Here is a 22,529-nt window from a genome sequence, read left to right on the forward strand (position 1 = left end):
GCAAACCACCCGTCATGCTGGACTTGACCCAGCATCTATGAACACGGGGCTTTTCCGGCTAGCCCCCCGTGTTCGTGGACCCCGGATCAGTCCGGGGTGACGAATAGAGGGAAAGGCGGCGCCTCGCCTCGATACAATCGGCGTCCATCTGGCGGATAAGAGCGTCCATATCGTGGAATTTCGCTTCCGGGCGCAGGTAGGAGATAAGCTCCACCTCCACCCTCTGTCCGTACAGGTTGCCGGAAAAGTCGAAGAAATAGGGTTCGAGCAATTCCTTGGGCGGGTCGAACATCGGGCGGATGCCGAGGCTCGCGGCCCCATCCAGCGACCGTCCGTTCGGCAATCGCCCGCGAACGGCATAGATGCCGAAGGCGGGACGGAGATATTTGCCGAGGCTCATATTGGCGGTCGGATAGCCGATCGCCCGCCCTCTTTTGTCGCCATGTTCGACAATGGCCTCGATCGCGAAGGGCCGGGTGAGGAGACGCGCCGCCGTCTCGCAATCGCCGACCTGCAACGCTTCGCGGATACGGCTGGACGACACCGCCAAGCCGTCGTTCAGCACCGGCGCGACCGTGTCGACGGAAAAGCCATGCTCTTCGCCCATGGCGCGGAGCACGCCGGTATCGCCGCCGCGCCCTTTGCCGAACGTGAAGTCTTCCCCCGTCACCACGCCCGCCGCGCCGATGCGGGCGAGCAGCCGGTCGGTGACGAAATCCTCCGCGGTGACGCTCGCCAATTCCCCGTCGAAATGGAAAACGAGCATTGCGTCCGCGCCGGCTTCCGCGAACAGCCGCTGGCGCTGATCCAGCGTGGTGAGCCGGAAGGGCGGCGTGTCGGGGCGAAAATGGCGGACGGGATGCGGATCGAAGGTCGCGACCAGCGCCGGACGCCCTTCGGCACGCGCGCGCTCCACGGCACGGCCGACCACCGCCTGATGGCCCAGATGAAATCCATCGAAATTGCCGAGCGCGACGATGCCCCCGTGCAGATGTTCCGGCACCTTCGCGCCGCCGTCCAGCCGCTCCATCAGCGCGCTATACGGGAGGCGGCAGGGATGAACAACGGGCGCGTATCATTGGGAAGAGCCAGTGCGGACGACTTCCGCCCGCCAAACCGGGATAAAATCCCCCGAGCCGCGGCATTCATCCATTTTGGCCGCGGACGCCAGCTGGAAGGCTTGCCCATCCCAGGCCCAGATTTGACGTATGCCGCAATCGCCAATCCCTCTTCCCTTGTAATAACTTGATAGAAGGTTGGATGCTTTCGACCATTCCGCCCCCGCGATGACCGGCGCGGCTTTCGATGCCGTGCCATCCGCGCCAAGATCTCGCGCAATGGGCGCGGGCGCGGCGTCGCTGCCGTCCGCCTTGCGGGCGATGAGCGCAAGCGAACCCGCATTGTAGGCGGCGAGCCAGCACGGCGCGAGGATGAGGCTCGTGCGGTCGTCCAGCCGGTGGCTTTCCGCGCCTTCCATCCTCCCGGCCAGATCGCATTGCGCCTGTTTCTGCCACTTCACGATCTGCGCCTTGTTGAGCCGCGCGGGCGGGGCCGGGCGCGTCGGCGCGACGGCGGCGATTTCCGGCAGGGCGGGCAGAGGGGCCTGCTCGGCGCTTCCCGTTTCCGTCAGGGCGGTGGCGGTTCCGATCCGGCCCTGCTGCTCGTCCATGTAGCGCAAGGCCGCCGCGCTGCCCTTCAGGGACACGCGCGCGGCGACGCGCCCGTCTTCCAGGCGATATTCCATCAGGCTCCCCTTCAGGATCGCGGGCAGATTGGGGTCGTAGGGGCCATAATCGTGGGCGATCTCGCGCAGCTTGATGGTCTTGCCGTCCGGGCAGGCCGACGCCAGGTCGAGGGGCTGCTTCACCCCGTCAATGTAGATGTCGTAATGGGTGCAAGTCTCCGGCAGGTCATTTTCGCGATAGTTGACGGTCGGAAGGTCGGACAGGCCTGCCCCCCGGTCGATCGCGATCGTCCAATCGCTGCTTCCATTTTCGTCAAGCAGCGCCACCGCGCGGCAGGCGCGGCCATTGTCGCATCCGGCCATCCAGTCGCCGAAGGTCTTCACCTCGCCCGGCTGCGGGGTCATGCCGAGGGCGAGAAGGGCCAATATCATGATGTCGCTCTTTCCAGATGCACGAAACTGAAAGGGGGATGGCCGTTTTCCGCCGGATGCCGCGCGCGCGCCGTTTCGCGCCATCTTTGCGGATTCGGGGGATCAAGAAAAGTGTCGCCATCGGCGTCGCAGTGCAGTTCGGTCAATTCCCAGGCGGTCGCCAGCGGTTCGAACAGGCGAATGATCTCGGCGCCGCCGATCACCGATACGCGTTCGCCCCCCGCCAAGGCCAAAGCCTCTTCCACGCCGCGAGCGACTTCCGCTCCCGCCGCCCGCCAAAGCGGATCGCGGGTGACGACGATATGGCGGCGCCCCGGCAGCAGGCCGGGCAGGCTTTCGAACGTCTTGCGGCCCATGATCATCGGCGCGCCTTGCGTCACCGCCTTGAAATGCTTGAGGTCGGCGGGGAGGTGCCAGGGGAGCTTGCCGTCCTTCCCGATTACGCCGTTTTCGGCGCGGGCGACGACGATGGCGATACGGGGCATGCGCGTTGACATCCCTACCCCGTCATTCCAGCGAGAGCTGGAATCTCACTTCTTCTTTCCCGCCACTTTGAAGGCAAAGAGATTCCAGCTTTCGCTGGAATGACGAATGGCGCGCGGGTCAAACCGCCACCTCGGCCTTGATATGCGGGTGGGGATCGTAGCCGCTAATCTCGAAATCCTCATAGGCATAGCGGTCGATGCCGTCTGGCTTGCGCTTGATCGTCAGGGTCGGCAGCGGGCGCGGGTCGCGGGTCAGTTGCAGGCGCGCTTGGTCGAGATGGTTCGAATAAAGGTGGCAATCGCCCCCGGTCCACACGAACGTCCCCGGCTCCAGCCCGCATTGCTGGGCGAGCATGTGGGTGAGGAGGGCATAGCTCGCGATGTTGAATGGCACGCCCAGAAACACGTCGGCGCTGCGCTGGTAAAGCTGCAGGTTGAGCTTGCCGTTCGCGACTTGCGTCTGGAACAGGCAATGGCACGGGGCCAACGCCATGCGGTCGATCTCGGCTGGATTCCAGGCCGATACGATCTGGCGGCGCGAGGCCGGGTTGGTATTGATCTGGTCGATCAGCGCGGCGATCTGATCGATGCGGACGCCGTCCGGCCCTTCCCAATCGCGCCATTGCTTGCCGTAGACGGGGCCGAGATCGCCGTTCGCGTCGGCCCATTCATCCCAGATGCTGACCTTGTTATCCTTGAGGTAACGGACATTGGTGTCGCCGTTCAGAAACCAGAGCAATTCGATGATGATCGAGCGCAGGTGGAGTTTCTTCGTCGTGACGAGCGGAAAGCCCTTCGACAGGTCGAACCGCATCTGATGGCCGAAGACGGACAGGGTGCCGGTGCCGGTGCGGTCCTGCTGCGCCACCCCTTCGTCGAGAATGCGGGCGATAAGGTCGAGATAGGCTTGCATGGTCCGCTTATGGCGGCTCGCGCGCGGCAATCCAAGCGGCTTCGCTTCGATCCGAAATGGATCGGCTTGTGGACCTTTTTGGTGTCGAAACATGGCAAGAAGACGCCATGGTGGATGTCGCCGATGCCGACTTGAAAATCCTCACCGCGCGCGATGCGGCGGACCTGTTCGCGCCGATCCTCGCCAATTGCGCCTCGGAAAAACTCATCGTCGCGCATCTCGACGGGGAGGGGCGCGTGCTTGGCTTCAGCGAAACGGCGGGGATGGAGGACCGGGTCGATCTTCCCATCCGCGACATCGTCCGGGACGCACTGAGCGTGGAAGCCCACGCCATCATCCTTGCCCACAATCATCCGAGCGGCGATCCGCGGCCGAGCGCGCGCGACAAGGATTCGACGCGCCGGCTTGCCGAGGTGGCGAGTGCTATCGGCGTGGCCCTGCGCGATCACCTGATCTTCGCGGATGGCGGATGCCGCAGCCTCCGGGCGATGGGGCTGATCTAGACCTGGCAGACCTGGATCTGCGCCGGTTCCGGCCGGGCGCCCGACGCCACGAATTGCGCGAAATAGGATTCGCTGTCGCCGAGCCGCTCGAAGCTCGACAGTTCGAACCCCACCGATGCGAATTCGCAGATGAGCAGCTTGGGCGGCGTGCCGTGCCGGTTGGTCGGCCGGTCGGCATCGACCACGACGACGCTGCCGCCCTTCTTCAGGCTGGGGCGGAGGTGCCAGAGAAATTCGCTCGGCCGCTCGATCTCGTGATACATGTGTACCATGAAGATGCGGTCGAACGAGGCTTGCGGCAGTTTGGGATCGTTGGGCTCGCCCAATTTCACCGCGACATTGTCGAGCCGCTCGCGCTGAACACGACTGGCGAGCGCGTTGCGGGTTTCCGGCACGATGTCTTGCGCCAGAACGCGCCCCCGCGCGCCCACCAGGGGGGCAAGGCGCACGGTATAATAGCCCTCGCCCGCGCCGATATCGGCGACCGACATGCCGGGGCCGACGCCCGCGAGCCGGACGACGGTTTCAAACTCGCCGACGCTGTCGCGGGAATCCTCGTTGGAATAGCTGGACGACACGATCGGCGCGACGGGGCGCTGTGGATCGGGAAAGGGCGATTTTTCCGGCTGCTCCTTGCAGGCGGCGAGAAGCGCGAGGGGGATGAGAAGCGCAATCATGCCCCTCCCCCTTGATGGGGGAGGCTGGGTGGGGGTGATGCCGGGGAAGTGCGCCGCACTATGCCGAGCATCACCCCCACCCAACCCTCCCCCATCAAGGGGGAGGGCTAAGATGCGTGATGTGATGAGGCTCTCAATCCACATCTTCGACTTCGACCTTTTCGCCCGTCACGCGCTGCGAAAGGGCGGCGGCCATGAAGCGGTCGAGATCGCCGTCCAGCACGTCGGACGGCGCGGTGGAGGTGACGCCGGTGCGCAGATCCTTCACCAGCTGATAGGGTTGCAGCACGTAGGAGCGAATCTGGTGGCCCCAGCCGATATCGGTCTTGGATGCAGCCGTCGCGCTGGCTTCCGCCTCGCGCTTCTGCAATTCCAGCTCGTAAAGGCGGGCGCGGAGCTGGTTATAGGCTTCGGCCTTGTTCTTGTGCTGCGAACGCTGGTTCTGGCATTGGACGACGATGCCGGTCGGAATGTGCGTGATGCGGACGGCGGAATCGGTGGTATTGATATGCTGCCCGCCCGCGCCCGAGGCGCGATAGGTGTCGATGCGCAGGTCGCTTTCATTATATTCGACCTCGATATTTTCGTCGATCACCGGATAGACCCAGACCGAGGCGAAGCTGGTGTGGCGCCGCGCCGAGCTGTCATAGGGGCTGATGCGGACGAGGCGGTGAACGCCGCTTTCCGTCTTGGCATAGCCATAGGCATTCTCGCCCTTCACCAGCAGGGTCGCGGATTTGATACCCGCTTGTTCGCCCGCATGATAGTCGACGAGCTCGACCTTCATGCCGTGCCGCTCCGCCCAGCGGCTGTACATACGCTGGAGCATTCCGGCCCAGTCGTTGCTTTCCGTGCCGCCTGCACCCGAATTGATCTCGACATAAGTATCGTTGGCGTCGGCCTCACCGGCGAGGAGCGCGGTCACCTTGTCCTTCTCCGCCCGTTCGGCGAGCGCCTGGAGGGAGGCGACGGCGTCGTCGACCAAGGCTTCATCGCCTTCCGCCTCCGCCATCTCGATCAGCTCGATCGTGTCCGCAAGCTCTTTGGAAATGGCGTTGGTCGCCGAAATCGCTTCATCGAGCCGGCGGCGTTCGCGCATCACGTCCTGCGCGGCCTTGGCGTCGTTCCAGAGCGCCGGGTCTTCGACGCGGCTGTTCAATTCGTCCAGCCGCCGCAAGGCGCGATCCCAATCGAGAAAGCGGCGGAGAAGGGCCAGGGCGGCATTGATCTGATCGGCATAGGCTTGCGCTTCGGCGCGCATTCATTTTCTCCAATGGACTGTATCCCGGCGAAGGCCGGGATCCAGATACTTTGTCGGGCTGGATCCCGGCCTTCGCCGGGACACGGCGTGCCCTGCATGCACGCCTAGTAAATCCCGCCCTCTCTTTGCAAGAAATCGCTGCTGCTTTGAGTCTGCGGCGGCGGTGCGGCTGCCTTGGCTCGCGCGGGGCGGGAGGCGGCGCTCGCCATTTTGGGTGGTGGCAGCGTGTCTCGGCGAACGACCCGGCGGGGCTCGCTTTCCGGCTTGAACGCTTCCCATATCACCGCCGCCTTGGGTTCGTCGGTCGGCCAGGCGCCATAGACCTTCTGGCCGGACCGGCGGTCGATGCGGACCATGCGGATGCCTTGCGGCGCGCGGAACGGCACGACCGGCAGGTCCATGAGCGCGGCCTTCGCGAATTGCTTGAAGATCGGCGCGGCGAGCGTGCCGCCCTGGGCATAGCCGCCCATCGGCCGGGGCTGATCGAAGCCCATATAGACGCCCGCCACCACCTGCGGCGTGCCGCCGATGAACCAGACGTTGGTCGGGCCCGTGGTCGTGCCGGTCTTGCCGAACATCGGACGGCCCAGTTCCCGCAACGTCTGCGCGGTGCCGCGCTGGACGACGCCTTCCAGGATATGGACCATCTGATAGGCGGTCATCGGGTCCATCAGCTGCTTGGTGCGCAGCGGCGGCCGCGGCATGGGCCTGCCGTCCCAATCGGGCGCGTTGCAGCCCGCGCAGGGCCGCGTGTCGGTGCGGTAGATGACCTTGCCGTTGCGGTCCTGAACGTAATCAATCAGCGTCGGGGTGAGGGCGCGGCCCTGATTGGCGAGAATGGCGAAAGCATTGGTCATCTTCGTGACCGTCGTGTCGCCCGCGCCCAGGGAAATGGACAAATAAGGGTCATATTCGCCCACGCCCAGCGTTTTGGACAGGCGCACGACCTTGTCCATGCCCGTCTGGCTCGCCGCGCGCACGGTCATCAGGTTGCGTGATTGCTCAAGGCCCCAGCGCATCGTCTGCTGACCGGCATAGCCGCCGGAGAAGTTGCGGAAGCATTTTTGCGGCATGCCCGCCCCTTGCGAAGCGCAGAAGGGCGCGTCGGCGATCAGTGTCGCCGGCGTCATGCCGTTGTCCAACGCGGCGGAATAGACGATCGGCTTGAAGGTCGATCCCGGCTGGCGCTGCGCCTGCGTCGCGCGGTTGAAGGAAGAGCCGCGCACGTCGAACCCGCCCTGCATGGCAAGGATGCGGCCCGATCCTACTTCCTCGACGACCATGCCGCCCGAAACCTCCGGGACGGAGCGCAGGGCATAGGCGCCGCCTTCGTCCTTCACGGCGATGATCATGCCGGGTTTGAGGTAATTGAACGCCGATCCGCCGGTGCCGCGCTTCGGCACGGCGGCCCCGCTCGCGGGCAAGGTGCCGGTCGATCCGTCCTCGAACCCGATCGTCGCGCTGCCGCCCGCTTTTTCGAGGACCACGGCCTTGCGCCAATCGTCATAGCCGACGCCATATTCGGCCGCCGCGAGCTGGCTGCGCCAATCGCTCGCCATGTCGATGCTGAGCCCGGGATCGCGCCAGCCCCGGCCGCGATCGTAGCGGACGAGCGCGTCGCGAAGCGCCGTGGCGGCGGACTCCTGCATCTTCACGTTGACGGATGTGCGCACCCAGAGGCCGCCGGAATAGACGCCGTTCGGCCCCTTTTCCTTCTTCTCGCCATAACGATCGATCAGCGTGCGGCGAACCTCTTCCATGAAGTAGCCGCCGATATTGCGGATAGTGGTCCGGGGCCCTCGCACCGTGCCGAGCGGAGCGGCGGAGGCTTCCGCGCGCTGGGCGGCGGTGATATAACCGTTGCTCTCCATCTCCCGCAGCACATAATTGCGGCGGTCGAGCGCGCGCTCCGTGTGGCGCTGCGGATCGTAATTGCTCGGCGCCTTGGGAAGGACGGCGAGATAGGCGACTTCCGGCAAGGTCAGCTGGTCGACGTCCTTGTCGAAATAGGCGCGCGCCGCCGACTGGACGCCATAAGCGTTCCGGCCGAGGAAGATCTGATTGAGATACAGCTCCAGGATCTGCTGCTTGGTCAGCACATTTTCGATGCGCCGGGCGAGGAAGGCTTCCTTGATCTTGCGCGCCACCGAATATTCGTCGCCGAGCAGCAGGTTCTTCGCCACTTGCTGGGTGATGGTCGATCCGCCCCGCGCCCGCTCGCCCGATCCGGCTTTCGAAATATAGTCGAACACCGCCCCGATCGTGCCGGGATAATCGATGCCGCCATGGCTGAAGAAGGTCTTGTCCTCGGCCGAGATGAAGGCCTGAATGAGCTGCTCGGGATATTCGTCATAGGCAAGCTCGACGCGCCGCTCGCGGGCGAAGGTCTGGACGGGGTTGCCGTCCACGTCGCGCACATTGGACGGAAGATCGGGCTGGTAGGTCAGCAGGGATTCCGCCGACGGCAAGGTCGCGGCGAAGATGAGCCAAAGAATGATGTAGCCAAGGATCGGGAGCGCGATGAGAGCCGCCCCGATCTTGCCCCAACGCGTCCCCCAGACGGCGCGCAGCCGCTCGCCCACGCGGGCCAAGGCGGGGCGAACATCGAAGCGGGGAGCGGGGGCCGATTCTGCGGTCATTCGAAAGGGCTTTAGCGGATAAGGCGAAGAGGGTGAAGCGCGGCTGCGGTCAATCGCCCGTCATCAGCCGCGCGGCGTGGATTTCAATGGCGCGCCGCATCGCCGCCGCGATCCGCGCCTTTCCTTCGCCGGAACCGAGAAAGGCGGCATCCTGCGCATTGGTCATGTAGCCGATTTCGAACAATATGGAGGGAATGTCGGGCGCCTTCAGCACGATGAGCGAAGCGAATTTGCGCGGTTCGGGGCGGAGCGGCACCTGTCCTTCGGCTTCGCGGACGAGAAGATCGGCGAAAGCGGCGGAGGCGGCCATGCTCTCGCGCTGGGCGAGGTCGATCAGGATGCGGTTGACCGCGCTTCCGCCCTGCGCGTCCTGTGCCCCGACCAGTTCCGCCGCATTCTCGCGGCTGGCCAGCTCGGCCGCTTCCCGGTCCGAAGCGACTTCGGACAGGCTGTAGACGGTGGCGCCGGTCGCCTGGGGATTGGGCGCCGCATCGGCATGGATCGAAATGAACAGGCTCGCGCCCAGCTTCCGCGCGATTTCGAAACGCTGGCGAAGGCCCAGCCGCCGGTCGTCGGCGCGGGTCAGGGCGACGCGGACGCGGCCGCCTTCGGCCAGGGCTTCGCGCACCGCCGCGGCGACCGCGAGCGTCACGCTTTTTTCCTGCGTGCCGTCCGGAGCCACGGCGCCAGGGTCGGAACCCCCATGGCCGGGATCGATGACGATCAGCGGGCGGCGCGGATCGGCTGCGCCTACGATCTCCGGCAGGTCCATCGGCCGTGCTTCCGGTGCATCGAGCATGACGGTCGCGCCGCCGCCATCGGCGAGCAGGCCGAGCCAGAGCGCGATGGAGACGGCAAGCGCGAGCATCGCCGCTCTGTGCCGCCTTCCTGGCGCGGACGTCCAGCGAAAATGCGGACATTGCGCCCCCTTAACGGTTGCCGCTCTCCTGCTTAGCTGTTAGGGCGAAGACACGGCGGCCCCGCATTTTATTAGAGCCGCTCATGATTTCGTGCCGGTCCTTAAGCCGGTGTTTCTAGGTTGACGCTGCATGAGGCATTTCTCCCCCGACCTCCAACGCCCCCTCACGGGTCATGGCGTTGTCGCGGGGACTTTGCGGCCGGTGACACATTCCGGCCTGCCATACGCAGCAGACACGCACATTTTCTTTTCAACCCGGACATTTGCAGGCCGGCGGCTTTCCGCCGCGCCTTCGTCCATATTCGAGCGCGCGGGCAGCGCCGCTTTGGCCTCAACCTTCCGACCGAAAGGCGAGGGAGGCCCCGGAGCGGCGGCACGCGCGTGGAGTGACATTCATGACCATGCGTATGCTGATCGACGCACGCCACCAGGAAGAAACCAGGGTGGCCGTCGTCAAGGGAAACCGGATCGAGGAATTTGATTTCGAATCCGCCGAGCACAAGCAGCTCAAGGGAAATATCTATCTCGCCAAGGTAACCAGGGTCGAACCGTCGCTGCAGGCGGCCTTCGTCGATTATGGCGGCAACCGCCACGGCTTCCTGGCCTTCAGCGAAATCCACCCGGATTATTATCAGATCCCGCGCGAGGACCGCGAGGCCCTGCTCCGCGAGGAAGCCGAGCATGCTGCCGAGGAAGAGCGCCTGCGCGCCGCCGAGGACAGCCGCTGGGACGATGACGGCGATCACGACGATGGCGACTTCGACGGCGTCGAAGAAGTAGGCGAGTCCGCCGAGGACGAGCATCACGACGACATGCCGCCCGCCCATGCCGAGCATAATCGTCCGGAAGAAAATGCCGCCGACGAATTGCGCAAAAAGCGCCAGGCACTGCGCCGCCGCTATAAGATCCAGGACGTCATCAAGCGCCGCCAGGTTTTGCTCGTCCAGGTCGTGAAGGAAGAGCGCGGCAACAAGGGCGCGGCGCTCACCACCTATCTCTCTCTCGCCGGCCGCTATTGCGTGCTGATGCCGAACACCAGCCATGGCGGCGGCATTTCGCGCAAGATTTCGAACGGCGCCGACCGCAAGCGCCTCAAGGCCATCATGGCCGATCTCAACCTGCCCCGGACGATGGGCTGCATCGTCCGCACCGCGGGCCTCCAGCGCACCAAGACCGAGATCAAGCGCGACTTCGATTATCTCGCGCGGCTGTGGGATCAGATTCGCGAAAAGACGCTGCAATCGGCGGCGCCAGCGCTCATCTACGGCGACAGCGATCTCATCAAGCGGGCGATCCGCGACATCTACAATCGCGACATCGACGAGGTGATCGTCGAGGGCGACGAGGGCTACAAGCATGCCCGCGCCTTCATGAAATTGCTGATGCCGAGCCACATGAAGAAGGTGCGCGGCTATGCCGATCCGGTGCCCCTCTTCCAACGCTACGGGGTCGAGGATCAGCTTGCGGGCATGTACCAGCCGCTCGTCCAGCTGAAGTCCGGCGGCTATCTCGTCATCAACCCGACCGAGGCCCTGGTCTCGATCGACATCAACTCCGGCCGGTCGACGCGCGAGCATAATATCGAACAGACGGCCTATGCGACCAATATCGAGGCCGCGAACGAGATCGCCCGCCAGCTGCGCCTGCGCGACATGGCGGGCCTCGTCGTCATCGACTTTATCGACATGGAACAGAACGGCCATGTCCGCAAAGTCGAGAAGGCGATGAAGGAGGCTTTGAAGAACGACCGCGCCCGCATCCAGGTCGGCCGCATCTCGTCCTTTGGCCTCATGGAAATGAGCCGCCAGCGCCTGCGTACCGGCGTGCTCGAAGCCTCGACCAAGCCCTGCCCGCATTGCGAGGGCTCGGGCCTGATGCGCACCGCCTCCTCGGCGGGCCTGTCGGCGCTGCGCATGATCGAGGACGAAGCGGCCCGCGGACGCGGCAACCGCATCGTGCTGCGCGCCGGCCGCGAAGCCGCCATCTATGTCTTGAACAGGAAGCGGGCCGAGATCGCCGAGGTCGAGGAACGTTATGGCGTCATTGTCGAAGTGATGATCGACGAGACGTTCGAAGGCGCCAAGATGAGCGTGGAGGCCACCGGCCCGCGCCCTGAAAAGCGCTACGAACCCGCCGTTTCCGCACCGGCCATCGATGAGGAAGAACTCATCGAGGAATTCGAGGAAGAGGAAGAAGAAGCCGACGAGCAGGAGGAGCGCGAAGAACGCGAAGAGCGCCGCTCCGGCCGTGAGCGCGGCGGACGCGGCAGGCGCGGAGACCGTGCCGAGCGCGCTGAGCGCCCTGAGCGTCCAGACCATCCCGAAAGCGGCGAACATCCTGAACATGATGAGGAAGATGAAGGCGAACGCCGCGGCCGCCGCCGCCGCCGCAGGGGCCGCCGAGGCGGACGGCGCAGGAACGGTCAGGAAGGCGAAATCGAGGCGAACGAGGCCGTAACCGAGACTCCGGAAGTCGAAGCGGCGCCGGAACCGGCCGCCGAGGCCGTCGAAGCCGAGGACGGCGACAAGCCGCGCAAGTCGCGCCGCCGTCCGCGCGCGCGCAAGAAGGGCGATGCGGAGGCCACCGTCGAGACCGCGATCGAGGTTCAGCCGGAACCGGCACCCGAAGCCGCACCCGAACCCGTCGCGGAAGAAGCGCCCGCCAAGCCGAAGCGCAGCCGCCGCAAGAAGGCCGATGCCGCGGCCGACGGCGCCGCCGAAGCCGCTCCGGCCGAAGCCGCCCCCGAACCCGCGCCGGTCGCCGCCAATGACGCGGCCGAAGCCGATGACGCTCCGGCCAAGCCCAAGCGCACCCGCCGCAAGAAGGGCGATGCCGGACCGGCCGCCGCCCCGGAAGGGCCCGCCATCGACCGTCAGGAAGCCGCGGTATCCTCCGCTGGAAGCGCGGAGGACAATGACGCGGCCGAAACCGGCGAACCGCGCCGCGGCTGGTGGCAGCGCACTTTCGGCGGCTGATAGGATAAAGGGCGGTTCGCATGGGGAGCCGCCCTTCGCACTTCATCGGCTGTTCAGCCGCCGGGAAGGATAAGCGGATGATGGGTCAAAGCGCACATCGTGCTCCGGCGGAGGCCGGAGCCCAGTCCTTCGATCAGCGCCGCTGGACTCCGGCCTCCGCCGGAGCACAAATTGTGCGATACGTCATGCTCCTGGCGTTGAGCTTCGCCGCGTTCGTCCAGCCCGCCGCCGCGCAATCCATCCTCCGCGATGCCGAAACCGAAGCCTTGTTCAAGGACATGTCCCGCCCGATCGTCGCGGCGTCGGGCCTGAGGCCGGAAAATGTCGAGATCGTGCTGATCGGCGACAATTCGATCAATGCCTTCGTCTCGCAAGGCCAGGTCGTCTACATCCATTCCGGCCTGATCGCCGCTGCCGACAATGCCAATGAGGTGCAGGGCGTCATCGCCCACGAGCTTGGCCATATCACCGGCGGCCACGTCATCCGCTACAGTCAGGGCGCCGGGACCGCGACCGGCATCACCATCCTGTCCCTGCTCCTCGGCGTTGCCGCCGTCGCGGCGGGGGCCGGGGAGGCGGGCGCGGGCATCATGGCGGCGGGCCAGCAGGCGGCGATGGGCAAGTTCCTCGCTTTCCTGAAGGCGGAAGAATCGAGCGCGGATCAGGCGGGTGCCAAATTCCTCTCCGGCGCAGGGGTTAGCGGGAAGGGCTCGCTCTCTTTCTTCAAGAAATTGCAGAACCAGGAATTCCGCCTCGCCATCCCGCAGGAGGATAGCTACGGCCGCACCCACCCCTTGTCGGGCGAGCGCATTCAATGGCTCGAGGCGCGCTACCGCGCCGATCCCGCGTGGGACAAAAAGACGGATCCGGCGATCGAAGCGCGTTTTCAGCGCGTGAAGGCGAAGCTCGCGGGCTTCGTCAACGACCCGCGCCAGACGCTCATCGCCTATCCCGAAACCAACAAGAGCATGCCCGCCCGCTATGCCCGGGCCTATGCCTATCACAAGACCGCTTTCCCCGACAAAGCGGTCGCGGAAGTGGACAGCCTGCTCGCCGAAGCGCCGCACGACCCCTATTTCCTTGAGCTCAAGGGCCAGGTTCTGCTCGAATCCGGTCGCCCGGCCGAGGCCGTGGAAGCCTTGCGCGACGCGGTCGCGCAAGCGCCCGATCAGCCGCTCATTTCGGCCCTTTTCGGCCACGCGTTGATCGCGACCGAGGATCCGAAGAATTTCGAGGAAGCGAAGGGTGTGCTCCGCGCCGCCGTCGCGCGCGACAATTCCAATCCCTTCGCCTGGTATCAACTTGGCATCATCTACGACCGCGAAGGCGACACGGCCCGCGCCGCACTGGCAACGGCGGAGCGGTATAATCTGCAGGGCGATCCGAAGCTCGCCCTTGCCAGCGCGCAACAGGCGCTCCACGGCATTCCGGAAAACAGCGCTGACTGGCTGCGCGCGCAGGATATCAAGATGGTGGCCGAAGAGGCGATCAGGAAAGACAAGAAACGGTGACGGACGACACGGGGGCGGGACGCGGTTTCACCGGCTTCATCCGCAAGAGGAGAATGATTTTGGCCGCAGGCTTGGTGGGCGTCCTTCTCGGCGCTTCGGCAATGGCGCTGGCGCCCGGCGCGCCGGTTTCGGGGCAGGACCGCGCCGCGATCGAGAAGATCGTGCACGATTATATCCTCGCCCATCCGGAAATCATTCCCGAAGCGATGGAGCGGCTGCAGGCGCGCGAGATCGCCAAGGTGGTCGACGCCAATCGCAAGGCCATCGAGACGCCGTTCGCGGGCGCCTGGGCGGGCGCGGCGGACGGCGATGTCGTGCTGGTCGAATTCTTCGATTATGCCTGCGGCTATTGCCGCGCAAGCCAGCCGGACGTCGAACGGCTCCTGAAGGAAGACAAGAAATTGAAGGTCGTCTGGCGCGAATTCCCCGTACTTGGCGAGGACAGCCGGAAAGCCGCGCTCGTCAGCCTCGCCGCCGCCGAAGCGGGCAAGTATAAGGCGTTTCACGACAAATTGTTCGCGCTTGGCCGGCCGTCCCCCGACGCGGTGAAGTCCGCCCAGGCCGCGGCGGGCACCAGCGCTTCGCCGTCCGCCAGTCCCCGCTTCGATGCCGAAATCGAGAAGAATTACGATCTCGCCCGCGCGCTGAGCCTGACCGGCACGCCCGCCTTCATCGTCGGCGGCAAGGTGCTGCAGGGCGCCGTCGGCTACGATGCGCTCAAGGACGCCATCGTCGAGGCACGGGCGAAGAAGTGAAAAAAGCAACCATTCCAATCACGCGAAGGAAGAACCGTCATTCCAGCGAAAGCTGGAATCTAACAATGTTCGTCACAAGGCGGAGAAGCCAGCCTGAGATTCCAGCTTTCGCTGGAATGCCGGCTAAAAGAGTGGAAAGCCGACCGCTCTAGGCCGATCCCTTGAATCCCTGCGCGATCACATACCATTCCGATGAATCCTTGCGGCTCGCGGGCGGCTTGGCGTGCTTCACCGTGGTGAACAGCCGCTTTAATTCCGCGACCAGGTTGTTGTCGGCGCCCCCAGCAAGCACCTTGGCGACATAGGCGCCGCCGGGCCGCAGCACTTCGCTGGCAAAATAAAGGCCGGCTTCGACCAGCGCCATGGTGCGCAAATGGTCGGTCTGCGGGTGGCCCACCGTGTTGGCCGCCATGTCGGAGAGGACGAGATCGGCTTGTCCGCCCAGCGCTTCCTTCAACAGATCGGCCGCTTCGTCGGTCATGAAGTCCATCTGCAGGATCGTGACGCCGTCCAACGGATCGGTCGGCAACAGGTCGATGCCCACCACCGTTGAACCCGGCACCTTCTGCCGCACCACCTGGCTCCACCCGCCCGGCGCGATGCCGAGGTCGACGACGCGGGATACGCCCTTCAGCAGGTTGAAGCGCTCGTCGAGCTCCAGCAATTTATAGGCGGCGCGGGAGCGATAGCCCTCCGCCTTCGCCTTCTTGACATAAGGGTCGTTCAATTGCCGCTGCAGCCAGCGCGTCGAGCTCGTCTTGCGCCCCTTGGCGGTACGCACTCGTTCCTTGAGGCCCTTACCCTTCATATCCTGTATCCGTCCCGCGCCATCAACGAGCGCAAAATGCCTTCGCGAATGCCCCGGTCGGCGACGCCCAGGGTCTTGGCCGGCCAGATGTCCATGATCGCCTCCAATATCGCGCAGCCCGCAACCACCAGGTCCGCGCGCTCGTGGCCGATACAGGGCAGTTCGGAACGCTCGCCGATCGACATGCGCGACAGCATCTGGCTGATCGTCCGCATGGATTGCGCCGGCACCATCAGCCCGTCGATCGCCTTACGGTCGTAGGAAGGGAGGGCCAGATGGACGCTGGCGAGCGTCGTCACCGTGCCGCTCGTTCCCATCAGGCGGATATTGTCCGATGCGGCGGGAAGCTGCTCGGCGAAGCGGCGGAAGGCATGGCGCACCTTCTCGCGCATGCGGACATAGGCGGCGGCGCGGTCCTCCGCATCCTTGAAATCCCGCCCTTCCGATTCCGTCAGCGACACCACGCCCCAGGGCGCACTCCACCAGCTCTTGATGCGCGGCGTCACGCCGTCCGTGTCGATCAGCACCAATTCGGTCGATCCCCCGCCGATATCGAAGATGAGCGCGGGGCCGTCGCCCGGCTCGAGCAGGCGATGGCAGCCGAGCATGGCGAGCCGCGCTTCCTCCTCCGGCGCGATGATGTCGAGCGCAAGGCCGGTCTCGCGATAGACGCGCTCGACGAAATCGCGGCCGTTGACCGCGCGGCGGCACGCCTCGGTCGCCACGGAGCGGGCGATCGATACGCGCCGCCGCCGCAACTTGTCCGCGCAGACCGAAAGGGCGGCAAGCGCGCGGTCCATCGCCGCGTCGCTGATGCGTCCGCTGCCCGCCAATCCTTCGCCCAGCCGAACGACCCGGGAGAAAGCGTCGATGACGGTAAAGCCGTCCTCGGAAGGCCGCGCGACAAGCAATCTGCAATTGTTGGTGCCAAGGTCGAGCGCGCCATAGGTGTGGCGGCCCGTCCGCCGCGGCGGCGGCTTCGCATCGGCCGCGCTGGCCGGACTCCCACCGGCTGTTCGCGGCACCGTGGCGGCTTCCTGCGCCATTGCCGTACACTCTTATCTTCTCATGGGGAGGCTTCATTGCCGCCCTGGACTTGGGTCCGGCTATACGGCGTGGCGGTCGATCCGGCAAGGCGAGGGACTTTCGCATTCGAACGCAAGGGGGAGGGGAAAGAGCCTTGACCCCTCCAGCGCCACCGCCTATTTCGCCCCCGCGCTGCCCGATCGTCTAATGGTAAGACTACGGACTCTGACTCCGTCAATCGTGGTTCGAATCCACGTCGGGCATCCACTTCCCATTCATCGCCGATCCTTCACAAAGCCGCTTTCGCGCGCCGTTTGCTTTGGCTGCCGCCCTTGCTAAAACATGGAAAAGATTGGGAGAGTATGATGCGCAAACTGGTCATGGCCCTGGCATTGCTTTCGACTGCCGCCTGTGCGGTACCCGCGGCCGACGCGCCGCCAGCGACTGCTTCCGGCGGACGAAGTGATGACAGTCTTGCCCAAGCGCGGGCGAAGATCGCGCGGATAAGCATGAATCCGGATACGAGCTTCCTGAATGCCGAGGAGCGGCAGGTGGTGAACCTGCTCATCCAGGCCGCCGAGCTGATGAACCCCATCTACCTGCGCCAGAAGAGCGTCCATAATCCCGAAATCCGTGCTGGGATCGCCGCGAGCGATGCGCCGAACAAGGCGGCCCTGCTCGACATGTTCGACCTGCATTTCGGCCCATGGGACACGCTGGAGGAAAACCGGCTCTTTTACGGCTCAAAGGCGGCGCCGCTCGGCGCGGGCTTCTATCCGGAGGATCTGACGAAGGAGGCGTTCGAAGCCTATCTCGCCGCCCATCCGTCCGACAAGGCGGCGCTCACCAGCCCCTATACGGTGGTGAAGCGGCAGGGGGATGAGCTGATCGCCGTGCCCTATTCCCAGGAATATAGGCAATGGTTGGAGCCCGCCGCCAAGCTGCTGGAGCAAGCGGCGGCGATCACCTCAAACGCCAGCCTCAAGAAATTCCTGATCCTGCGCGCCCAGGCCTTCCGCACCGACGATTATTACGCATCCGAGCTCGCCTGGATGGACGTCACCGGCACGCCGATCGAGGCGGTGATCGGGCCGTACGAAGTCTATACCGATACGCTCTATGGGACGAAGACGGCGTTCGAAGCCTTTATCACCGTCCAGAACCCGCAGGAAAGCGCCGCGCTCGCCAAATATAAGAATTACTTGAAGGACATGGAGAAGAACCTGCCCGTCGAGGAGAAGTACAAGAATTTCCAGCGCGGCTTCGAAAGCCCGATCCTGGTCGCCGCTCAAGTCCATGGCGGCGGCGACAATGTGCCGGGCGTGCAGACTGTCGCCTTCAACCTGCCGAATGACGAGCGCGTCCGCGAGGCGAAGGGCGCGAAGAAGGTGATCCTCGAAAACGTTCTGGGCGCCAAATATGAGCGCATTCTGGCGCCCATGGCCTCACTGGTTCTGGTGCCGGATCAGGCGAAGCTCGTCACCGAAAAATATATGACGAACGAGACCTTGTTCCACGAATTGTCGCACAGCCTCGGGCCGGGCACGATTACCCTAAACGGTCGCCAGACAACGGTGAACGCCGAGTTGAAGGACGTTTATTCCGCCAGCGAGGAATGCAAGGCGGACGTGATGGGCGTCTGGAACATCCTCTACATGATGCAGCGCGGCGAGCTTCCGGCGGCGGAGAAAGAGCAGGCGCTCGCCTCCTATTTCGCGGGCATCTTCCGCGCCGTCCGCTTCGGCATCGACGAAGCGCACGGGCGCGGCGCGGCGGTCCAGTACAGCTATTTGAAGGAGAAAGGCGCCTTCGCCTGGGATCCGGCGGCCAAGCGTTACCGGATCGATTATGCGAAGATGGAAAGCGGCATCCGCGATCTCACCGCCGACCTCGTCCGCCTTCAGGGCGATGGCGATTATGCGGGCACCAAAGCCTTCTTCGATCGCTATGCGAAACTCGATGATCAGGCGCGTGGGGTTCTGGCAGCGACGGCGCATATCCCCGTCGATATTCAGCCCGTCTACCCAAGCCGGGTGTAGGTTTCCAGGCTGGCGGGAATGCGCAGTGTCGCGACGAAGCGCCCGTCCACCTGATCGGTGTCGAGAGCGGCGCGCGTTCCGAACAGGGCATTGAGGCGGCGGCGGATATTGGCGAGGCCGACGCCGGCGCTGCGGACGCGCTGTCTGTCCGCACTGGTGGGCGGCAGGCCGTTTGAAACCGTGACGTTGAGAAAGCCGCCCTCCGTCCGGGCCTCGATCCGGATTTCCATCTGACGATTCGACCGGGCAACGCCGTGCTTCACGGCATTTTCGACCAATGGCTGAACGAGGAAGCCGGGCACCAAAACGGCGCCCGCCTCATCGGTGCTGTCGATGGCAATGGCCAGGCGGTCGCCGAAGCGCACCCGTTCGACCTCCAGATATTCCTGGGTCAGCGACAGCTCGTCTTCAAGCGGAATGAGTTCGTTCGCGTCGATGCTGATCGATCCGCGCAGGAAGCTGCACAGCCGCTGCGTCATTTCCTCCGCATCCTCGTTGCGCTTCGTGACGATGAGGGAGGAGATGGAGTTGAGCGCGTTGAACAGGAAATGCGGATTGAGCTGATAGCGGAGCGCCGCGAGCTGCGCTTCCTGCGCCATGCTGTTCGCCGCTGATACGCGCAATTCCTGCGCCATCCAGGCGCGCCGCGTGTGATTGACGTGGTACAGCATCATGTTGACGCCGAAAACGAGCAGATAGTTGAGCGTCGAGGAATAAGCGCGGCGGAAGTCGGCGGGCAATGTCTGCCACGCCTGCGTGACGTGATCGGCGATCCAGGCCTGGAAGATCAGGTCGAAACCGGTGTTCAAGGCGGCGGCGGCGATGACCGCCAGCGCGCGGACGAGCCATTGCATCGGGCCCGGTAGGCCAACCGACCATTTGAAGGGCAAGAACAGGGTCAGCCCCAACGCCATGGAGAAGAGGACCGTCGAACCGTCCAGCGCGACGCTCGTCCAGCCCCGTTCGGCGTGACGCTCGCCGATGATGGGCAGGAAGATCAGCAGCACGAACAGCCAGAGGGCGATCGTCGTGCGGCATGCCCCTGGCCAGGAAAAAGGCCGCATTGTGCGCTCTGCCCTCCGGCTCCCGGACGCTGCCGTCCGATCGCCCAGGCTTTCGGGCGCGATATGTCGCATGACGAAATTCACGCATCCCTCCCCGGTGCCTGTCCAGAGGCAACAAAAAGAGCCATTTTGTCAATGGAGGCCGGGATTTGACGGATCGATGCAGGCCGGTTTTTTGACGTGCAACCCTGCGTCCGAACGGCTAAAGGGCGCGCAACCGCTTGAGCTTCCAACCGAAGGGGGTGACTGCCGTGGACGATACCGCACTTCTTCTCGCGCGGATCCAATTCGCCTTCACGGTCAGTTTTCATTTCATCTTTCCGTCCTTTTCCATCGGCCTTGCGAGCTATCTCGCCGTCCTCGAAGGATTGTGGCTGAAGACGGGCCAGGACAAATATCTCAATCTCTTCAGATATTGGCTGAAGATCTTCGCCATCGCCTTCGCGATGGGCGTCGTGTCGGGCATCGTCATGTCCTATCAATTCGGCACCAACTGGTCGGTCTTCTCCGACAAGGCGGGACCGGTGATCGGGCCTTTGATGGCCTATGAGGTGCTGACCGCCTTCTTCCTCGAAGCGGGCTTCCTCGGCGTCATGCTGTTCGGCATGAGCCGGGTGGGGAAGGGGCTGCACTTCACCGCCACTCTCATGGTCGCGCTTGGCACTTTCATTTCCGCCTTCTGGATTTTGAGCGTCAACAGTTGGATGCAGACACCCGTTGGCTGGGCCATGAACGATGCCGGGCAGTTCGTGCCCGCCGCCGGGTGGTGGGACATCGTCTTCAACCCGAGCTTTCCCTACCGCCTCGTCCACACCGTCATCGCCGCCTATCTCACCACCGCGCTCGTGGTCGGCGGGGTGGGGGCCTGGCACCTGCTGAAAGGGCGGAAGACCGACGAGACGAAAACCATGTTCTCGATGGCGATGTGGATGGCCGCTTTGGTCGCGCCGGCTCAGATCCTTGTCGGCGACCTCCACGGCCTCAATACGCTTGAGCATCAGCCCGCCAAGGTGATGGCGATGGAGGGGCATTTTCAAAGCCATCCCGACGGCGCCCCCCTCATCCTGTTCGGCCTGCCCGACGATGAGGCCGAAACGGTCCACGCCGCGGTGGAAATCCCAAAGCTCTCCTCTCTCATCCTGAAGCACGATCCCGATGCTCCGCTCGCGGGCCTCGATACGGTCGCGAAGGCGGACCGGCCGCCGGTCGAAATCGTCTTCTGGTCGTTCCGCATCATGGTGGGGCTGGGTTTCCTCATGCTCGCGCTCGGCCTCCTCAGCCTTGTCGCGCGCGCGGCCAAGAAGCTGCACGATTGGCGCCTGCTCCATCGCTTCGCGCTCCTGATGGGTCCGTCCGGCTTCATCGCCGTGATCGCGGGCTGGGTGACGACGGAGGTCGGCCGCCAGCCCTGGGTCATCTACAACCTGCTCCGCACCAAGGACGCGGTCGCACCGATCGATGCGCCCGCCGTAGCCACTTCGCTCGCCGCCTTCGTTATCGTTTATTTCGTCGTGTTCGGCATCGGCACGCTTTATATCCTGAAGCTGATGGGCCACGCCCCGCATCCGGGCGAAAGCGCGCCCGCTGCCGCGCCGATCCGCAGCGCGGGCATCACCCCGTCGCCCGCCATGGGCCGGGGCGGCGCCGATCCCCGGCCCGACACCAGCGAGGAGGCGGAATGATGGACCTCACTGTCATCTGGGCGTTCGTGATCGCCGCCGCCGTCGCCATGTACGTGCTGATGGATGGATTCGATCTCGGCATCGGCATCCTCTTCCCGGGCTTCACCGTCGGCAAGGAGCGCGATCAGGCGATGAACGCCATCGCGCCGGTCTGGGACGGCAACGAGACCTGGCTCGTGCTCGGCGGCGGCGGCCTGCTCGCAGCCTTTCCCCTTGCTTACGCCATCGTGCTGCCCGCCCTCTATGCGCCGCTCATCGCCATGTTGCTCGGCCTCATCTTCCGGGGCGTCGCCTTCGAATTCCGCTGGCGCGATCCGGTTCATCGCCGCTGGTGGGACGCGGCCTTCTGCCTCGGCTCGCTGGTCGCGACCTTCGCGCAGGGCATCACTCTCGGCGCGCTGCTTCAGGGCATCACGGTCGAGGGCCGCGCTTATGCCGGCGGCTGGTGGGAATGGCTGTCGGGCTTCAGCCTGCTGACCGGCGCCGCGCTTGTCGCCGGCTATGCCTTGCTCGGTGCGACCTGGCTTATCTGGAAGACGGAAGGGCAGCTTCAGGCGGATGCCCGCCGCTATGCTCGCATCGCCTTCCCGGCCCTCCTCATCGCCTTCGGCGCGGTCAGCCTCGCCACGCCGTTCCTCGAGGGCAAATATTACGAACGTTGGTTCGACGTGCCCGGCCTCTTCGTCACCGTGCCGATGCCGATCCTGGTGCTGATCGCCGCTTATTGCGGCTGGCGGAGCCTGTCCGGGGAAAGGGACCATCTGCCCTTCCTATGGACGCTTGCCCTGTTCCTCCTCGCGATGGTCGGCCTCGGCATCTCGATCTGGCCGGACGTCATCCCCGGCCGCGTCAGCATCTGGGACGCCGCCGCGCCCGAAAAGAGCCAGCTCTTCATGCTCGTCGGCGCCGCGATCCTCATCCCCATCATCCTCATCTACACGGCATGGTCCTATTGGGTGTTCCGGGGCAAGGTGGGCGAGGAAGGCTATCATTGATGACGGCGCCCGGCTCCCCTCCCAAACGCCTCGCCTGGTTCGTCGGCCTGTGGGCGGCGGGCGTCGCCGCTGCCGGCGCAGTCGCCTATCTGATCCGCTGGTGGCTTTTTTGACCCATCCCTATTGCGACCGGCGATATTCTCCCTCCATATATTGCCAGT

The 22,529-nt window shown here is 64.8% G+C and carries 19 protein-coding genes and 1 tRNA gene; 9 read left to right on the top strand and 11 right to left on the bottom strand.

Annotated features, from left to right (window positions below):
• Positions 1-58: 58 nt before the first annotated feature.
• The 4 genes from IC614_RS12010 to IC614_RS12025 all read right to left on the bottom strand — a co-directional run bounded on the left by IC614_RS12010 (position 59) and on the right by IC614_RS12025 (position 3,514).
• Positions 59-1,030, bottom strand: a complete 972-nt coding sequence (locus IC614_RS12010; RefSeq protein WP_200971686.1) for a bifunctional riboflavin kinase/FAD synthetase — start codon at positions 1,028-1,030, stop codon at positions 59-61.
• A gap of 45 nt (positions 1,031-1,075) precedes the next feature.
• The gene (locus tag IC614_RS12015) at positions 1,076-2,116 is read right to left on the bottom strand and encodes a DUF1176 domain-containing protein (protein ID WP_200971687.1); all 1,041 of its coding nucleotides are present in this window, start codon (positions 2,114-2,116) and stop codon (positions 1,076-1,078) included.
• The gene (locus IC614_RS12020; protein WP_200971688.1) at positions 2,113-2,601 is read right to left on the bottom strand and encodes a dihydrofolate reductase; all 489 of its coding nucleotides are present in this window, start codon (positions 2,599-2,601) and stop codon (positions 2,113-2,115) included. The genes IC614_RS12015 and IC614_RS12020 overlap by 4 nt, the downstream gene beginning before the upstream one ends.
• Before the next feature lie 118 nt (positions 2,602-2,719).
• Positions 2,720-3,514, bottom strand: coding sequence for a thymidylate synthase (locus tag IC614_RS12025; RefSeq protein ID WP_200971689.1), 795 nt, complete (start codon positions 3,512-3,514; stop codon positions 2,720-2,722).
• A gap of 68 nt (positions 3,515-3,582) precedes the next feature.
• On the opposite strand from IC614_RS12025, the gene IC614_RS12030 reads away from it, so the two are divergent.
• A complete protein-coding gene (locus IC614_RS12030; RefSeq protein WP_200971690.1) occupies positions 3,583-4,017 on the top strand; it encodes a JAB domain-containing protein in 435 nt (144 codons plus the stop codon).
• Here the strand turns inward: IC614_RS12030 and IC614_RS12035 are convergent.
• The 4 genes from IC614_RS12035 to IC614_RS12050 all read right to left on the bottom strand — a co-directional run bounded on the left by IC614_RS12035 (position 4,014) and on the right by IC614_RS12050 (position 9,462).
• Positions 4,014-4,694, bottom strand: a complete 681-nt coding sequence (locus tag IC614_RS12035) for a class I SAM-dependent methyltransferase (protein WP_200971691.1) — start codon at positions 4,692-4,694, stop codon at positions 4,014-4,016. The two genes, IC614_RS12030 and IC614_RS12035, sit on opposite strands and share 4 nt — an antisense overlap.
• A 133-nt stretch (positions 4,695-4,827) precedes the next feature.
• Positions 4,828-5,955, bottom strand: coding sequence for a peptide chain release factor 2 (gene prfB, locus IC614_RS12040; RefSeq protein WP_200971692.1), 1,128 nt, complete (start codon positions 5,953-5,955; stop codon positions 4,828-4,830).
• A gap of 104 nt (positions 5,956-6,059) precedes the next feature.
• Positions 6,060-8,594: a penicillin-binding protein 1A gene (locus IC614_RS12045; protein ID WP_200971693.1), complete on the bottom strand. Its 2,535-nt coding sequence runs from the start codon at positions 8,592-8,594 to the stop codon at positions 6,060-6,062.
• A 49-nt stretch (positions 8,595-8,643) separates the two neighbouring features.
• Positions 8,644-9,462 (bottom strand): N-acetylmuramoyl-L-alanine amidase family protein, encoded by an 819-nt coding sequence (locus tag IC614_RS12050; RefSeq protein ID WP_200971694.1) that lies wholly within the window; start codon positions 9,460-9,462, stop codon positions 8,644-8,646.
• A 446-nt stretch (positions 9,463-9,908) separates the two neighbouring features.
• Between IC614_RS12050 and IC614_RS12055 the strand changes: the two genes are divergently transcribed.
• The 3 genes from IC614_RS12055 (at position 9,909) to IC614_RS12065 (ending at position 14,754) form a co-directional block, all read left to right on the top strand.
• Positions 9,909-12,488 carry an Rne/Rng family ribonuclease gene (locus IC614_RS12055; protein ID WP_200971695.1) on the top strand — a complete coding sequence of 860 codons (2,580 nt, stop codon included), beginning with the start codon at positions 9,909-9,911 and terminating at the stop codon, positions 12,486-12,488.
• A gap of 173 nt (positions 12,489-12,661) precedes the next feature.
• Positions 12,662-13,999, top strand: a complete 1,338-nt coding sequence (locus IC614_RS12060; protein ID WP_449697017.1) for a M48 family metalloprotease — start codon at positions 12,662-12,664, stop codon at positions 13,997-13,999.
• Positions 13,996-14,754, top strand: coding sequence for a DsbA family protein (locus IC614_RS12065; RefSeq protein ID WP_318962878.1), 759 nt, complete (start codon positions 13,996-13,998; stop codon positions 14,752-14,754). Before IC614_RS12060 ends, IC614_RS12065 begins: the two co-directional genes overlap by 4 nt.
• A gap of 148 nt (positions 14,755-14,902) precedes the next feature.
• Here IC614_RS12065 and IC614_RS12070 read toward each other — a convergent pair whose 3' ends face one another.
• Positions 14,903-15,562: an RlmE family RNA methyltransferase gene (locus IC614_RS12070; protein ID WP_200971697.1), complete on the bottom strand. Its 660-nt coding sequence runs from the start codon at positions 15,560-15,562 to the stop codon at positions 14,903-14,905.
• Positions 15,559-16,608 (bottom strand): Ppx/GppA phosphatase family protein, encoded by a 1,050-nt coding sequence (locus IC614_RS12075; RefSeq protein ID WP_200971698.1) that lies wholly within the window; start codon positions 16,606-16,608, stop codon positions 15,559-15,561. Before IC614_RS12075 ends, IC614_RS12070 begins: the two co-directional genes overlap by 4 nt.
• Before the next feature lie 173 nt (positions 16,609-16,781).
• On the opposite strand from IC614_RS12075, the gene IC614_RS12080 reads away from it, so the two are divergent.
• Together IC614_RS12080 and IC614_RS12085 are read left to right on the top strand one after the other, a co-directional pair.
• A tRNA-Gln gene (locus IC614_RS12080) sits at positions 16,782-16,855 on the top strand.
• A gap of 242 nt (positions 16,856-17,097) precedes the next feature.
• Positions 17,098-18,627, top strand: a complete 1,530-nt coding sequence (locus IC614_RS12085) for a dipeptidyl-peptidase 3 family protein (protein WP_226372660.1) — start codon at positions 17,098-17,100, stop codon at positions 18,625-18,627.
• On the opposite strand, the gene IC614_RS12090 is transcribed toward IC614_RS12085, so the two are convergent.
• Positions 18,609-19,691: a sensor histidine kinase gene (locus IC614_RS12090; RefSeq protein WP_200971699.1), complete on the bottom strand. Its 1,083-nt coding sequence runs from the start codon at positions 19,689-19,691 to the stop codon at positions 18,609-18,611. The two genes, IC614_RS12085 and IC614_RS12090, sit on opposite strands and share 19 nt — an antisense overlap.
• A 251-nt stretch (positions 19,692-19,942) precedes the next feature.
• On the opposite strand from IC614_RS12090, the gene IC614_RS12095 reads away from it, so the two are divergent.
• The 3 genes from IC614_RS12095 to IC614_RS12105 are packed head-to-tail and all read left to right on the top strand — an operon-like array spanning position 19,943 to position 22,481.
• Positions 19,943-21,373 carry a cytochrome ubiquinol oxidase subunit I gene (locus tag IC614_RS12095; protein WP_404829133.1) on the top strand — a complete coding sequence of 477 codons (1,431 nt, stop codon included), beginning with the start codon at positions 19,943-19,945 and terminating at the stop codon, positions 21,371-21,373.
• Positions 21,370-22,368 carry a cytochrome d ubiquinol oxidase subunit II gene (gene cydB / locus IC614_RS12100; protein WP_200971700.1) on the top strand — a complete coding sequence of 333 codons (999 nt, stop codon included), beginning with the start codon at positions 21,370-21,372 and terminating at the stop codon, positions 22,366-22,368. The genes IC614_RS12095 and cydB overlap by 4 nt, the downstream gene beginning before the upstream one ends.
• Positions 22,368-22,481, top strand: coding sequence for a DUF2474 family protein (locus tag IC614_RS12105; RefSeq protein ID WP_200971701.1), 114 nt, complete (start codon positions 22,368-22,370; stop codon positions 22,479-22,481). The genes cydB and IC614_RS12105 overlap by 1 nt, the downstream gene beginning before the upstream one ends.
• Positions 22,482-22,529 lie beyond the last annotated feature (48 nt).

This window comes from Sphingosinicella flava (genome assembly GCF_016025255.1).
Taxonomy (GTDB): domain Bacteria; phylum Pseudomonadota; class Alphaproteobacteria; order Sphingomonadales; family Sphingomonadaceae; genus Allosphingosinicella; species Allosphingosinicella flava.